Here is a 14,195-nt window from a genome sequence, read left to right on the forward strand (position 1 = left end):
AACTACAATTGCGCGTGAGGAAGCAACCAACGGAGCTGGACAAGCGTACAATGGCCGAAGCCGGAACCCGGCAACGGCAACAATGAGGGCGAAGACATGACCATGCGTGACAGATCGGCCCGCGCGCAATTCCTGCACCTTTCCCCGGCAATCGCGACGACCAGACCGGAGCTTGCCGCATTTGCTTAAAGTCGAGCCTGCCATCCTGTCGGACGACGACCTTCTGGATCGTTTCCAGCGCGCGGCCTTCGGCTATTTTCTGGAAAACGTGAACCCCGAAAACGGGCTGGTCGCCGACACGTCGCGGCCGAATTCACCGGCCAGCATCGCGGTCGTAGGCTTTGCGCTCTCCTGCTATCCGATCGGGGTCGAGCGCGGCTGGATGGCGCGGGAAGCAGCGGTGGAGCTGACGCTCGCCGCGCTGCGTTTCTTCTGGACCAGCACGCAAGGCAGTGGCGCTGACGTCACCGGCCACAAGGGTTTTTACTATCATTTCCTCGACATTCGCACCGGACTTCGGGTGTGGCGCTGCGAACTGTCGATGGTGGATACGGCATTGCTGATGGCCGGCATTCTCGTGGCGGGCGCCTATTTCCGGGGCGACGATGACGAGGAAGCCGAAATCCGCCGGCTGGCCGAGGCGCTCTACCGGCGCGTCGACTGGCGATGGGCGCAAGGCAGCAGTCCGACGTTGCGACAGGGCTGGAAACCGAAGAGCGGCTTTCTCCACTATGGCTGGGAAGGCTACAATGAGGCGACGATCCTCTATGTCCTGTCGATGGCCTCGCCCGACAGCCCGACGTCCGACGACAGCTACGCGGGCTGGACGGCGACCTATCAGTGGGAAAACATCTACGGCTACGACGTGCTTTATGGCGGTCCGTTGTTCATGCACCAGTTCTCTCATGCCTGGATCGATTTCGCCGGCATCCGCGACGCTTTCATGCGCGAGAAGAATTCGGACTATTTCGAAAACAGCCGCCGCTCGACCTACCTGCACCGCGACTATGCTCGGCACAATCCGTATGGCTATGACGGCTACGGAGAGAACCTCTGGGGGCTTTCGGCCGGGGACGGACCGGGCGGCTTTCGCAGCAGCATACAACGGCGGCGGCGCCGGTTTTCCGGCTACGTCGCGCGCGGTGCGCCTTTCGGGCCGGACGACGGCACGATCGCGCCGTGGTCCTATCCGGCGTCGCTGCCTTTTGCGCCTGATATCTGCATGGCGGCGCTGCGCCATCTCGCGGATCGCTACCCCCAGGTGATCGACAATTTCCGGCTGCCGAGCGGCTTCAACCCGACGCTGGCCAACCGGCGAAAATTTGGCCGCTACGGCTGGGTGTCGGAAGGCCATTTCGGCCTCGACCAAGGCATCGTGGTGATGATGATCGAGAACCACCGCTCGCGCCTGGTGTGGGAGCTGATGCGTTCCAACCAGTACATCCGCCGCGGCCTGAACAAGGCGGGGTTCACAGGCGGATGGCTGTCGCAGTCGGCAAGCCCGGATGGCCGCGATGTCGCTTGAAAGGACGAAAGCTGCCGGTTTTCCGGCCGACCACAATGATGTCGAGTTGGTCAGGGGCGCCCATCCGCCGCATTGGCGAAACCCGCCGCCCACCGGAGCATACAATCTCGTCGTCGTCGGCGCCGGGCCGGCCGGCCTGACGGCGGCGAGCGAAGCGGCAAGCCTCGGCGCGAAAGTGGCGCTGATCGAACGCGGGTTGATCGGCGGCACGTGCATCAACACCGGCTGCATCCCGTCCAAGTCGATCATCCGCACATCCAGGCTCTATGCCGACATGCGCGATGCCGAGAATTTCGGAGCCGATGCGCCGGACCATCTTCGCGTCGATTTCCAGCGCGCGATGACCAGGATGCGGCGCATCCGGCAACGGATCAGCCATGCCGACAGCGCAGAGGCGCTTGCTGCGCTGGGCATCGACGTTCATTTCGGCGAAGCCCGGTTCGACGGAAGCGATTGCGTGACCGTCGCGGGAACGACGCTGCGCTTCCGCAAGGCGCTGATCGCGACAGGCGCGAGGCCGGAGTTTCCATCCATTCCCGGCCTGGTCGAGGCTGGCTATCTCAGCAACGAGACGATGTTCGACCTTGTCGACTGCCCGAAGCGGCTGCTGGTCATCGGCGGCGGGCCGCTTGGCTGCGAGACAGCGCAGGCCTTCTGCCTGCTCGGTGCGAAGGTCATCCTGGCGCAGAGCGATCCGATGTTCCTGCCCGGCGAGGAACGCGACGCCGCGCAGATCCTTTCGGAAGCGCTGGCGCGCGAGGGGGTCGAGGTCCGACTGAACACCGAAGTGGTGGCGGTGCGCAGGGAAGGCGACAAGAAGCTCGCCGACCTGGTGCGGGACGGCGACACGACGACCATTTCCGTCGACGAGATCATCACCGGCATAGGCCGCTCGCCCAATGTCGACGGTCTTGGCCTCGACGAGGCGGGGGTTGCCCACGATGCCAAAGGCATCAAGGTGGACGACTATCTCAGGACCTCAAACCCGCGCATCTATGCGGCGGGCGATGTCTGCCTCGACTACAAATTCACGCATACCGCTGAAGCAACAGCCCGCATGGTCGTGCAGAACGCCCTGTTTCTCGGGCGCAAGAGGCTGAGCGAATTGGTGGTTCCGTGGTGCACCTACACCGATCCGGAAATCGCCCATGTCGGCCTCTATCCGGTGGAGGCGCGCCGCGACGGCATTCCGGTCAAGACCTATACGGTGCTGATGCACGATGTCGCCCGCGCGGTGATGGACGGCGAGGAAGAGGGTTTCGTCAAAATCCATGTCAGGGAAGGATCAGACCGCATCCTCGGTGCGACCGTGGTCGCCGCCCATGCCGGCGAGATGATCAACGGGGTGTCGCTCGCCATCAGGTCGGGCATGGGATTGCACGCGCTGGCCGACGTCATCCATCCCTTCCCGACACAGGCGCAAGGCATCAAAATGGCCGGCGACGCTTACCGGCGAACGCGGTTCACCCCTTTGTGGAGGCATCTGGCGGCACGCTGGCTGGCGTGGTCCAGGCGATGACACTTGTGTCCCGTCGGCGTTGGCGCGGGCTTCAGCCGTGCAGGTCCCGCGAAATCGGCGGGCCGACCGAAAAGCCGGTGAAGGTGACCTCGAAGCCTTCGCGCTGCGGCGAACAGCACATCATGCCGACATCGACCGCCTTCGAGACCGGGAAGTAGGCGAGCCGCACCGGCTTCCAATGACCGTCGGAGACATCCAGGTACTGGACGCGGATGGTCTCGGCATGGCGGGTCAACCGGATCGCAACGCCATCCGGACCGGCCGGAATGGTGGCCAACGACCAGTCCGAGGCATCGTTGGTGACGACGACCGAAAAATACATGACGCCGTCGGTGTATTCGATGCCGGCCTTGATCCAATGCGTTTCGCTGAGGCGGAGCATCAGCCCCGCCTGGTCGTAGAGCACCTCATAGCGTCCGTTGACGGTGACTTCCGCGGTGAAATCGCCCTCTACGCGCTTGTAGAGGAAATGGCCGTTGTCGCGCCAGAAACCGTAAAAGGTCTCGCGCCAGAAGTCCGTCTCCTTGCCGGTGCGCACATGAACCGCATCGCCGTCGACGGAATGATGCGGCGGCGGATTGAGCCAGGTCAGATCCTTGTCTTGAACTGTCATCGCCTTGTCTCTTGGTGCACGCGAAGGCTTCGCCGGCCCGGTCAGCCGGCGCCCCGATCAGCCTGCAAACGTGTAGGCGGTCTTCACGGTGGTGTAGAATTCCATGGCGTATCGGCCCTGTTCGCGCGGACCGTAGCTCGAGCCCTTGCGGCCACCGAAGGGAACATGGAAATCGACACCCGCCGTCGGCAGGTTGACCATCACCATGCCGGCCTCCGAATTGCGCTTGAAATGCGTGGCGTGCTTGAGGCTGGACGTGCAGATGCCGGACGTCAGCCCGAATGGCGTATCGTTGGCGACGGCGAGCGCCTCGTCGTAGTCCTTGACGCGGATGACGCTGGCGACAGGTCCGAAAATCTCCTCACGCGAGCTGCGCATGGCGTTGGTGGCATCGGTCAGCAGCGCCGGCCGCAGGAAGAAGCCCGGCGTCTTGCGGTCAAGCCGCTCGCCGCCGAAGGCGAGCGTGGCGCCTTCCCTGACGCCGATGGCGATATAGTCTTCGTCCTGCTTGAGCTGCGTCGCATCGACAACGGGACCGATCTGGGTCTGCGCGTCGAGCGCATCGCCGACGACCAGTTTGTCCATCCGTTCCTTGAGCGCTTCGACGAAACGGTCATGAATGCCGTTCGTCACGATCAGCCGGGACGAAGCCGTGCAGCGCTGACCGGTCGAGAAGAAAGCGCCGTTGATCGCGCAATCGACAGCCGTAGCGAGGTCGGCATCATCGAGCACCACCAGCGGGTTCTTGCCGCCCATTTCGAGCTGGAACTTGCGCATGTGCTCGACGCTCGCCGCGGCGACGCGCTTGCCGGTGCCAACCGAGCCGGTGAAGGTGATGGCGTTGATGTCCGGGCTGTCAAGCATCGCCTGGCCGACCACCGAGCCCTTGCCCATGACGAGGTTGAGCACGCCCTTGGGCAGACCGGCACGGTGCAGTATGTCGACGATGGTCCAGGCGCTCTCGGGAACGAGATCCGCCGGCTTGAAGACGATGGTGTTGCCGTGGGCAAGCGCCGGGGCGATCTTCCAGGCGGGAATGGCGATCGGGAAGTTCCACGGGGTGATGATGCCAACCACGCCGACCGCTTCGCGCGTGATCTCGACACCGACGCCCGGCCGCACGCTAGGCACGACTTCGCCCGAGAGGCGCAGTGTCTCACCGGCGAAGAAATCGAAGATCTGGGCGGCTCGAATGGTCTCGCCAATGCCTTCGGCCAGCGTCTTGCCTTCCTCGCGCGCAAGGTTGCGGCCGATCTCGTCCTTGCGCGCCAGGATCTCGTCCGACGTCTTCTTCAGCACCGCGTGACGGACCAGCAGACCCGAGCGCGACCAGGCGGGAAAGGCCGCCTTGGCCGCGGCGATCGCCTGTGCCGCCTGTTCGACACCTGCGGAAGCGTATTCGCCGACGATGTCGCCGGTATCGGACGGGTTGATGTTGCGGGAGCCGGCATCGCCGACCCACTCGCCGTCGATGAGGTTCTGTCGAAGCGGTGCCATGTCGTGTCTTTCCTGCTGGTTCGCCGCGCGGCGGCATCTGTGTGATTGTATTTGCCAGACAATTGCGCTGCGGGAAAGCACGCTTTGCGCGGACGGCCGCGACAAAGTCTCTCGGTTCGCGGCCCCGCGCGACCTGCTGCCCGCGTCGCGTCGTCCTTGGCCCAACAGGTTCGGCGACACATCGTTCCAATCACCGCGAAACGGGTCTGTACATATATGTCCATAGTCTTGATTTGCCCGGGGCGGCGTGTCATGCGTCGTGCCGATGGAAGCCACCGACACGACAACCCAGCGCGCCGGCGCCACCGGCAACATCAAGGTCACCCGGGAAGACTGGCTCAAGCTCGCGCTTGAAACGTTGATTTCGGACGGCGTCGAAAGCGTCCGTGTGCAGACGCTCGGCCAGAAGCTCGATGTGTCGCGTTCCAGTTTCTATTGGTACTTCAAGAGCCGCCAGGACCTGCTCGACCAATTGCTGGATTATTGGCGGCAGACCAATACAAGGTTCATCGTCGAACGCGCCGCGCGGCCTTCCGCGACCGTCATCCGCGGGGTGATGAGCATCTTCGAGTGCTGGGTGGACGAGAAGCTGTTCGATCCGCAGCTGGATTTCGCGATCAGGGCGTGGGCCCGGCGATCGCCCGCCATCAGGCGGGCTCTCGACGAGGCCGACGAGGAGCGCGTCGACGCCATTCGCGACATGTTCAGGCGCCACGGCTATGACGAGGAAGACGCCTTCGTGCGCGCCCGCGTGCTCTATTTCATGCAGATCGGCTACTACTCGCTCGAGCTCGACGAACCGATGAGCAGCCGTCTGCCGCACGTCGCGTCCTATCTGCGCAGCTTCACCGGCCAGGAGCCCACGGCACAGGACGTCGAGGATTTTTCGCGCTATGTCGAGGAAACGCTTTCGCGCAGCCGTTAGCGACAGCCGCCGCTTTCACACCACGGCACGAACTAGACATATATGTACAATAGCGTTACGCCTCAGCCCATTGAACCAACCTCTTCAGACGCCATGACCAGACGCTATTCCGCTTTGTCGCTCTTCAGGGAAGGCCTCGCCGGCCAGACCGGCTGGGAGCCGGCCTGGCGCTCGCCCGAGCCGGAGCGGTCCTACGACGCGATCGTCATCGGCGGCGGCGGCCACGGGCTGGCGACAGCCTATTACCTGGCGAAGAATCACGGCATCGCCAGAGTAGCGGTTTTGGAAAAGGGCTGGATCGGCGGCGGCAACACCGGCCGCAACACGACCGTGGTGCGCTCCAACTATTACTATCCGCAGAGCGTCGAGCTCTATGGGCTGGCGCACCGGCTCTATGAGGGACTGTCGAAGGACCTCAACTACAACGTCATGCTGTCGCAGCGCGGCATGGTCAGCCTGTGCCACTCGACCGCCGAAATGGAGATCGGGGCACGCACAGTCAATGCCATGCAGATCAACGGCATCGATGCGGAGCTGTTTTCGCCCCAGGATGTGCGCCGGGTGGCGCCGATCTACAATTTCACGGCCAATGCGCGCTTTCCCGTGTTCGGCGGCATCTGGCAAAGCCGGGCCGGCACCGCGCGCCACGACGCGGTCGCCTGGGGTTATGCACGGGCCGCGAGCCGACTCGGCGTCGACATCATCCAGAACTGCGAAATCACCGACTTCATCGTCGAGGGCGGGCGCTGCCGCGGCGTCCAGACGACGCGTGGCGCCATCCGCGCGGACCGCATCGGCATGGCCGTGGCAGGACATTCCTCGGTGCTGGCGGCCAAGGCCGGCTTCCGCCTGCCGATCAATTCCTATGCGCTGCAGGCCTGCGTAACCGAACCGGTCAAGCCGATCCTCGACACGGTGGTGCTGTCGCCCGGCACGGGCGTCTATGTCAGCCAATCCGACAAGGGCGAGATCGTCATCGGCGGCGGGCTCGACCGCACTCCCTCCTATGCCCAGCGCGGTAACCTGCCGACGCTGGAGGGGGTGATCGCGGGGCTGTTGGAAATGTTCCCGATCTTCGGCCAGTTGAAGCTGATGCGGCAATGGGCCGGGATCGTCGACGTCGTGCCCGACTCCTCGCCGATCATCGGTCAATCGCCACTGCCCAATCTGTTCCTCAATTGCGGCTGGGGCACGGGCGGCTTCAAGGCGATCCCCGCCGGCGGCACGCTTCTGGCGAACCTTTTGGCAACGGGCGGGCACAACGACATCAGCCGCCCCTTCGATCTCGACCGCTTCGCCAGCGGGCGGCTGATCGACGAAGCGGCTGGTTCCGGCATCGCGCATTGATGCATGTCGCGCAAAAGCGCCGAGCGGCCTTAGGGCAACGACATGCATAAAGACGAAGACTGAGGTTTGCCATGCAACTTTTCCCTTGCCCGTTCTGCGGCCCGCGCGACGAGACCGAATTCCACTATGGCGGCGATGCCGGCAATGTCAGGCCTGATGGCGCCGAGGTGCCGATCGAGCATTGGGCCAACTATCTCTATCTGCGCTCCAACCCAAAAGGCGCGGCGCGCGAGATATGGGTGCATATGAACTGCGGCGAATTCTTCGTCATGGAGCGGGACACCGTTACGCACAAGGTGCTGTCTTCGGCTGCCCTGGGCTGGGAGCACGCGGCGTGACCGCCTCGCGCCTTAGCACGGGTGGCAGCGCCATCGACCGCTCGCGCCCGATCCGCTTCAGCTTCGACGGCGCCACCGTGCAGGGATTCACAGGCGACACCATCGCCTCCGCGCTGCTGGCCGCCGATGTCGCGGTCGTCGGCCGCAGCTTCAAATACCACCGGCCGCGCGGCATCTGGGGCGCGGGCGTCGAAGAGCCGAACGCGCTGGTGGATATCAGCGGCCCGCAGACGACGCCGAACACGCGCGCGACGACCGAGCCGGCGCGCGACGGGCTGGTCGCCAAAAGCGTCAACGCGACACCCAATGCGCTGGCCGACCGCAACGCCTTCCTCGACCGCTTTTCCCGCTTCATTCCGGCCGCCTTCTACTACAAGACCTTCATGTGGCCGGACTGGCACATGTTCGAGCCACGCATTCGCGCCATGGCGGGACTGGGTCAGGTAGACAAGGACTGGACGTCGCCCGGCCCGGCCGACCAGATCAACCACCATTGCGACGTGCTGGTGATCGGCGCCGGACCGGCCGGGCTGGCAGCGGCAAGGCTGGCGGCCGGCGCAGGCCGGTCCGTCATGCTGGTCGACGACCAGCAAAAGCCCGGCGGATCGCTCGGTCACCGAGCTGGCGAGATCGACGGCAAACCGGCCGCCATCTGGGTCGAGGAGACTGTTGCGGGGCTTTCCGCCGGCGGTCACCTGGTCCTGCCTTCGACCACCGCATTCGGTATCTACGACCATAATCTGGTCGGGCTCAACCAACGCCATTTCGACGGCCGGCCGGACACGCTGTGGCGGGTCAGGCCGCGCCGGATCGTGCTGGCGACGGGCGCCATCGAGCGGCCCCTGCCATTCGCCAACAATGACCTGCCGGGCATTCTCTCGGCGGACGCAGCGCTCAGCTATCTCAGGCGCCATGCGGTGCTGGCCGGCCGCCATATCGTCGTCGCCGCAAACAATGACAGCGCCTATGAAGTGGCGGAGGCGGCCGCCGAGGCTGGCGCCGACGTCACGCTTGTCGACATCAGGCGCGACGGTATGCCCGCCGCGCCCGCCAAGGTGCGGATGCTCAAGGGCCGCGCGCTCACCGCCGCGGCCGGCAAGCTGCGCGTCGAGGGTGTGATGCTGGACGACGGCACCAGGCTCGACGCCGATTGCGTGCTGGTGTCGGGCGGCTGGACACCGACCATCCATCTCTTCGGCCAGGCCAAGGGCAATCTCGCCTGGAGCGAGGCGCGCGCGGCCTTCCTGCCGGGCGACCCGGTCGAGGCCATAGCGATGGCCGGAGCTGCCGCCGGCGCGGTTTCGTTGTCGGAGGTATTCGCCGGTTCGCAGAAAGCCGTCGCGTCGCTCGGCCCGACGAAGGCAGCAGTGCCGCGCAGCAGCGGAACGGAGGCGACCAGCGGGATAGTAGCGGCATGGCCAACGCCGGGTTCGAAGGGACGCATCTGGATCGATTACCAGAACGACGTGACGGTGAAGGACATAGAGCTGGCGGCGCGCGAAAATTTCGTCTCGGTCGAACATCTGAAGCGCTACACGACGCTCGGCATGGCGACCGACCAGGGCAAGACCTCCAACCTGCCGGGCCTGGCGCTGATGGCCGGGATCACCGGCCGCACGGTGCCGGAAGTCGGCACCACGACCTATCGTCCGCCGTTCACGCCGGTTCCGCTGGCAAGCTTCGCCGGCGCGCGCAGCGGCGAACTGATGGCGCCGGTTCGGCGGCTGCCGCTGGAGAGCGTGCATCGTGCCAGCGGCGCCGTGCTCCAGGAGTATGGCGGCTGGCTGCGCCCGGCCTATTATGGGGGCGGCGATGCGGATCGCTCGATCCAGGACGAGGCCCGTCGCGCCCGCCAGTCCGTCGCATTGTTCGATGGCTCGACGCTGGGCAAGATCGAGGTGATCGGACCCAAGGCGGCCGCGTTCGTCGATTTCGTCTATTACAACACAATGTCGACGCTGAAGCCGGGCCGCTGCCGCTACGGCTTCATGTTGTCCGAGAATGGCGTGGTCTTCGATGACGGCGTGCTGGTGCGGCTGGACGAGCATCGCTTCGTCGTGTCGTGCTCGTCCTCGCACGTGGCCGCCGTGCGTGCGCGGCTGGAGGAGTGGCGCCAGGACCGGTTCGGGCGCGGCGCGGTCTACATCCACAACGCCACCGCGGAAATGGCGACCCTGACCGTTTCGGGACCGAACGCCCGGAAACTGCTCGAAACGGTTGATCTCGGCCTTTCGCTCGACGATGGCGAGCTGCCGCACATGGCGGTCGGCCAGGGCAGCTATGACGGCGACGAGGTGCGCATCACCCGCGTCAGCTTCACCGGCGACACAAGCTACGAGATCTCCATCCGGGCCGATCGCGCCGAGCCTTTGTGGGCGCGCCTGCGCGACGCCGGGCAGGCGTTCGATGCGGTTGTCATCGGCCTCGAGGCGCTGATGATCCTGCGCGCCGAGAAAGGCTTCATCGTGATCGGCAAGGACACTGACGGCACCACGCTGCCGCATGACCTTGGCGTCGAGGCCCCGCGGGTAAAGCGCCAGACCGAATTCGTCGGCCGCCGCTCGCTGTTCACCGAAGAGGCTTCGCGCGGCGACCGCATGCAACTGGTCGGGCTGACGGTGCCGTCCGGCGAAGCGCCGCTGCCAACCGGTGCGCATGGCATCAAGCGCAGCGGCGGCAAGCTGCGCAGCCAGGGCTTTGTCACATCGAGCTACCGGAGCCCTACGCTTGGCCGGCCGGTTGCGCTCGGCCTGATCGAGCGCGGTGCGGCCCGCCACGGCGAAACGATCGAAATCCAACATCTCGGCAAGGCGATGACGGCGACGATCGCCGCTCCTTGCGCCTTCGACCCGGCAGGAGACCGGTTCAATGCGTGATCTCGCCCAAAAATGGCCGGTAGCGCCGGACTGGCAGTCGGCAACCATCGGTGCACCGGGTCTCGAGGCGCGCACGATCCCCGGCCTTCACCAATTGCTGGTCAGCGGCGATCTCGACGCCTGGGCGCGGATATCCGGCATGGACGGCAACGGCGTGGGCGCCTTTGGCAGCGCGCAAGGTGACCGCTATGCGGCGCGTCTGGCGCGCGACCGCCTGCTCGTCGTGTCGAGCACACCGCTCGCCATCGCCGCGGGTTGGCACGCGGAAGGTTTCGCGGTGACGGCGATCAGCGCTGGACTTCATGTGTTCGAGGTCAAAGGCTCGGCCATCGACGCTTTCATCGCGCGCGGATCAACGCTCGACCCAAACAAGGAAAGCGCCAGTGCCGCACTTTCCTTCGCCGGCGTCAGTGCCATCGTCTACCGCCACCGGGACAGGCTGCGCATCCATGTCGATCGCGGCCTGGCATCCTACCTGTGGACGTGGATGGAAACGGCTCTCAGAGCGTGAACGACCAGAACAGGCAGGCCAGCGTGGCCGCCGCGAAGACGACGAAAAACAGACTGCGCAAGAGCACGTTGCGGCGAAGCTCGTTCATGACGAAGTGGCAACCGACGATAGCCGCCGCAAACAGGAACCGCCAGTTCAGCAGCGCCCATAGGGCGTCGCGCTGGCTGAATGCCCATCTGGCGACGAGACAGCCTACGATGGAGGCAAGGAGCACGATCACGGTCCAGAAGATGGCATCGGCTGCATGGGTGAGCACGATGCTGGCGGCTCTGATCGGCAGGATCATCATCAGCAGCGCGCTGAAGAAATAGACGGCGGCGAGTGGTATGAACATCCCGGCATCGGCAATGCCGTCGAGGCGCCTGACGCCGATCGCACCGTAGGGGTAGCCGTGCCTGGCCACCACCAGGCTCAAGGCCATGAGCAGCGCTGTCAGCACCGCGACCAGGGCGAAGGACGTGAGGGCTTTGCTCATGACGGTCCCGTTCAAAGCGAATCAAACAGGAACCGTTTTAGTCAATGGCCGCATATTGCGTAAGCACCGGCGCGCCCGACGGCAGCGAAATCGGCAGGCAGCCCAGCATCAGTGGAGCGGGCGGCCAGAACGAAACCGCCGCGTCGACCGCCTGACCGGCGCGCTTCAGGCTGCGGCGGGCAGCGATGTCCAACAATTCCGAAGCTGAATCCGGTTTCTACAACCCCGAAATTTGGAAAAGTGACTGTTTGGTGGAGCCAATCGGAATCGAACCGACGACCTCTTGAATGCCATTCAAGCGCTCTCCCAACTGAGCTATGGCCCCACTTCCGGCAGTCAACCGGCGCCGTTTCCGGCGAAGAGATCCGGCGCGGGTTGGAGACCGCGCCGTTAGTGCAGGCGGCTTCTAACCCCGCCCTTCGTCAATATCAAGCCTTCATCAGCGGCTTTTTCTTCACAAGCTGCGAAAGCCGGCAAACGCTTGCGTTCCCGGCCTTGTCAGACCTCGTCGTCGTCGTCGCCGACGCCGATCATGTCGGCGACATCGTCGTCCTCTTCCTCTTCGTCGGCGAGGAACGTATCGTCCTCGTCGTCGCCCAGGTCGACATCATCCTCGTCGTCGCCGAGATCGGGCAGATCGTCGCCCTTGACGTCTTCGTCAGCCTCTTCGAGCGAGACGACTTCAACGCCCTCCTCGTCCTCGGCGTCCACTTCCTTCTCGGCCACTTCCTCTTCCTCCTCGAGGGCGGCGATCTTGCCTTCCTCGAAATAGGAACGCGGATAGGTCTTGCCGGTATAGGGCGAGACGATCGGGTCCTTGTTCAGGTCGTAGAATTTTCGACCCGTTTCAGGGTCGATACGCTTTGTGCCAAGTTCGGTTTTTGCCACGGCAAGCCTCGTCGATAAAAGAGTGGTCCCCTTAACCACTGTTTGCAGCGCTGTCAAAGCCAAAAGCCGGCGTCACAAAACCATGCGTTGAAAGGCCTAGCATCAAGTGACGACCATGGGGGATGACCATTTCGGCCCACCGTGATACGAGACCGCCGCAACAAATGAAAAGCGCCGGCCCGCCGGCATTCCGTCCAGGGAAATTCCATGTCTCACGCCGCCGCTTCCAAGCCGGCCACCGCCCGCAAATGTCAAGCGCTTTCCGGTACGGCGCGCGTGCCGGGCGACAAGTCGATCTCGCACCGCTCCTTCATGTTCGGCGGGCTCGCCTCCGGCGAGACCCGCATCACCGGCCTGCTCGAAGGCGAGGACGTGATGCGCACCGGCGCCGCCATGAAGGCGATGGGCGCACATATCGAGAAGCGCGGCGACGAATGGGTGATCCGCGGCACCGGCAACGGCGCGCTGCTGCAGCCGGAAGGGCCGCTCGACTTCGGCAACGCCGGTACCGGCTCGCGGCTGACCATGGGGCTGGTCGGCACATATGACATGGAAACGACCTTCATCGGCGATGCTTCCTTGTCAGGCCGGCCGATGGGCCGCGTGCTGGAGCCGCTGCGCCAGATGGGCGTGCAGGTGCTGAAGGCAACGCCCGGCGACCGCATGCCGATCACGCTGCATGGACCAAAGCATGCCGCCCCGATCACCTATCGCGTGCCGATGGCCTCCGCGCAGGTGAAATCGGCGGTGCTTCTCGCCGGCCTCAACACGCCGGGCATCACCACCGTCATCGAGCCTGTCATGACGCGCGACCACACCGAAAAGATGCTGAAAGGCTTTGGCGCCAATTTGTCGGTCGAGACCGACGAGCGCGGCGTGCGCCATATCTTCATCGAGGGCCAGGGCAAGCTCACCGGCCAGACGATCGCTGTGCCGGGCGACCCATCCTCGGCCGGCTTCCCGCTGGTGGCCGCGCTGATCGTGCCGGGTTCCGAGATCGTGATCGAAAACGTGCTGATGAACCCGACCCGCACCGGGTTGCTTTTGACTTTGCAGGAGATGGGCGGGCAGATCGAGATCTTGAACCCGCGTAACGCCGGCGGTGAGGATGTCGCGGACCTGCGCGTGCATTACTCCGAACTCAAGGGCGTCACCGTGCCGGCCGAACGGGCGCCGTCGATGATCGACGAATATCCGGTGCTGGCGGTTGCCGCCAGCTTCGCCGAGGGCGAGACGCTGATGCAGGGGCTGGAGGAACTCAGGGTAAAGGAATCCGACCGGCTGTCGGCGGTAGCCAATGGGCTCAAGCTCAACGGCGTCGACTGCACAGAGGGTGAGGCATCGCTCGCGGTGCGCGGAAAGCCCGGCGGCAAGGGGCTCGGCGGCCACCCCAATGGCCCGGACACGACCGTGCAGACCCATCTCGACCACCGCATCGCCATGAGCTTCCTGATCATGGGGCTGGCGACCGAGGAGCCGGTGACCATCGACGACGCCAACATGATCGCGACAAGTTTCCCGGAGTTCATGAGCCTGATGACGGGGCTTGGGGCGGAGATCGGGTGAGAGTTGATGGGTTGGGGCCAAACTGAAATGCCGGCAGGACAGCGCCCCCCTCTGTCCTGCCGGACATCTCCCCCACGAGGGGGGAGATCAGCCGTCACAGCGGCCTTCGCAAATC

The 14,195-nt window shown here is 64.7% G+C and carries 13 protein-coding genes and 1 tRNA gene; 8 read left to right on the forward strand and 6 right to left on the reverse strand.

Features of this window, described 5'->3' with window-relative positions; genetic code table 11:
* The first annotated feature begins 181 nt into the window (after window positions 1-181).
* Both FJ946_RS15130 and FJ946_RS15135 read left to right on the forward strand, forming a co-directional pair.
* A complete protein-coding gene (locus FJ946_RS15130) occupies window positions 182-1,525 on the forward strand; it encodes a glucoamylase family protein (protein WP_140497308.1) in 1,344 nt (447 codons plus the stop codon).
* Entirely contained in the window at window positions 1,515-3,044 is a 1,530-nt protein-coding gene (locus FJ946_RS15135) for a mercuric reductase (RefSeq protein ID WP_140564971.1), read from the forward strand. Before FJ946_RS15130 ends, FJ946_RS15135 begins: the two co-directional genes overlap by 11 nt.
* Before the next feature lie 31 nt (window positions 3,045-3,075).
* On the opposite strand, the gene FJ946_RS15140 is transcribed toward FJ946_RS15135, so the two are convergent.
* The gene (locus FJ946_RS15140; RefSeq protein ID WP_140564973.1) at window positions 3,076-3,657 is read right to left on the reverse strand and encodes a DUF1349 domain-containing protein; all 582 of its coding nucleotides are present in this window, start codon (window positions 3,655-3,657) and stop codon (window positions 3,076-3,078) included.
* Window positions 3,658-3,714: 57 nt separating this feature from the next.
* Window positions 3,715-5,154, reverse strand: coding sequence for an aldehyde dehydrogenase family protein (locus FJ946_RS15145; RefSeq protein WP_140512893.1), 1,440 nt, complete (start codon window positions 5,152-5,154; stop codon window positions 3,715-3,717).
* A 265-nt stretch (window positions 5,155-5,419) separates the two neighbouring features.
* On the opposite strand from FJ946_RS15145, the gene FJ946_RS15150 reads away from it, so the two are divergent.
* From FJ946_RS15150 to FJ946_RS15170, 5 genes are all read left to right on the forward strand, one after another.
* Window positions 5,420-6,079 (forward strand): TetR/AcrR family transcriptional regulator, encoded by a 660-nt coding sequence (locus tag FJ946_RS15150; RefSeq protein ID WP_181165292.1) that lies wholly within the window; start codon window positions 5,420-5,422, stop codon window positions 6,077-6,079.
* Between the two features lie 93 nt (window positions 6,080-6,172).
* Window positions 6,173-7,426 carry a sarcosine oxidase subunit beta family protein gene (locus tag FJ946_RS15155; RefSeq protein ID WP_140564975.1) on the forward strand — a complete coding sequence of 418 codons (1,254 nt, stop codon included), beginning with the start codon at window positions 6,173-6,175 and terminating at the stop codon, window positions 7,424-7,426.
* Window positions 7,427-7,497: 71 nt separating this feature from the next.
* Window positions 7,498-7,764, forward strand: a complete 267-nt coding sequence (locus tag FJ946_RS15160) for a sarcosine oxidase subunit delta family protein (protein ID WP_140564976.1) — start codon at window positions 7,498-7,500, stop codon at window positions 7,762-7,764.
* Window positions 7,761-10,640: a sarcosine oxidase subunit alpha family protein gene (locus tag FJ946_RS15165; RefSeq protein ID WP_140564978.1), complete on the forward strand. Its 2,880-nt coding sequence runs from the start codon at window positions 7,761-7,763 to the stop codon at window positions 10,638-10,640. The genes FJ946_RS15160 and FJ946_RS15165 overlap by 4 nt, the downstream gene beginning before the upstream one ends.
* Window positions 10,633-11,151 carry a hypothetical protein gene (locus FJ946_RS15170; protein ID WP_140523503.1) on the forward strand — a complete coding sequence of 173 codons (519 nt, stop codon included), beginning with the start codon at window positions 10,633-10,635 and terminating at the stop codon, window positions 11,149-11,151. The genes FJ946_RS15165 and FJ946_RS15170 overlap by 8 nt, the downstream gene beginning before the upstream one ends.
* On the opposite strand, the gene FJ946_RS15175 is transcribed toward FJ946_RS15170, so the two are convergent.
* From FJ946_RS15175 to FJ946_RS15185, 4 genes are all read right to left on the reverse strand, one after another.
* Entirely contained in the window at window positions 11,141-11,626 is a 486-nt protein-coding gene (locus tag FJ946_RS15175) for a hypothetical protein (RefSeq protein WP_140523500.1), read from the reverse strand. The genes FJ946_RS15170 and FJ946_RS15175 overlap by 11 nt on opposite strands.
* A 37-nt stretch (window positions 11,627-11,663) precedes the next feature.
* Complete coding sequence (locus FJ946_RS30775; protein ID WP_181165293.1) at window positions 11,664-11,819, reverse strand: hypothetical protein; 156 nt, start codon at window positions 11,817-11,819, stop codon at window positions 11,664-11,666.
* Between the two features lie 56 nt (window positions 11,820-11,875).
* A tRNA-Ala gene (locus tag FJ946_RS15180) sits at window positions 11,876-11,951 on the reverse strand.
* Between the two features lie 173 nt (window positions 11,952-12,124).
* The gene (locus FJ946_RS15185) at window positions 12,125-12,514 is read right to left on the reverse strand and encodes a TIGR02300 family protein (protein ID WP_140497238.1); all 390 of its coding nucleotides are present in this window, start codon (window positions 12,512-12,514) and stop codon (window positions 12,125-12,127) included.
* A 207-nt stretch (window positions 12,515-12,721) separates the two neighbouring features.
* Between FJ946_RS15185 and aroA the strand changes: the two genes are divergently transcribed.
* A complete protein-coding gene (aroA, locus tag FJ946_RS15190; RefSeq protein WP_140564979.1) occupies window positions 12,722-14,080 on the forward strand; it encodes a 3-phosphoshikimate 1-carboxyvinyltransferase in 1,359 nt (452 codons plus the stop codon).
* The last annotated feature ends 115 nt before the right edge of the window (window positions 14,081-14,195 follow it).

Origin of the sequence: Mesorhizobium sp. B2-4-7, assembly GCF_006442685.1 — a bacterium.
GTDB lineage: Bacteria > Pseudomonadota > Alphaproteobacteria > Rhizobiales > Rhizobiaceae > Mesorhizobium.

Excerpts from the sequence above, each read along its gene's own strand:
- FJ946_RS15145 (WP_140512893.1), bottom strand. The coding sequence starts at position 5,154 with ATGGCACCGCTTCGACAGAACCTCATCGACGGCGAGTGGGTCGGCGAT.
- FJ946_RS15140 (WP_140564973.1), bottom strand. The coding sequence starts at position 3,657 with ATGACAGTTCAAGACAAGGATCTGACCTGGCTCAATCCGCCGCCGCAT.
- FJ946_RS15135 (WP_140564971.1), top strand. The coding sequence starts at position 1,515 with ATGTCGCTTGAAAGGACGAAAGCTGCCGGTTTTCCGGCCGACCACAAT.
- FJ946_RS15160 (WP_140564976.1), top strand. The coding sequence starts at position 7,498 with ATGCAACTTTTCCCTTGCCCGTTCTGCGGCCCGCGCGACGAGACCGAA.
- FJ946_RS15175 (WP_140523500.1), bottom strand. The coding sequence starts at position 11,626 with ATGAGCAAAGCCCTCACGTCCTTCGCCCTGGTCGCGGTGCTGACAGCG.
- FJ946_RS15170 (WP_140523503.1), top strand. The coding sequence starts at position 10,633 with ATGCGTGATCTCGCCCAAAAATGGCCGGTAGCGCCGGACTGGCAGTCG.
- aroA (WP_140564979.1), top strand. The coding sequence starts at position 12,722 with ATGTCTCACGCCGCCGCTTCCAAGCCGGCCACCGCCCGCAAATGTCAA.
- FJ946_RS15150 (WP_181165292.1), top strand. The coding sequence starts at position 5,420 with ATGGAAGCCACCGACACGACAACCCAGCGCGCCGGCGCCACCGGCAAC.
- FJ946_RS15155 (WP_140564975.1), top strand. The coding sequence starts at position 6,173 with ATGACCAGACGCTATTCCGCTTTGTCGCTCTTCAGGGAAGGCCTCGCC.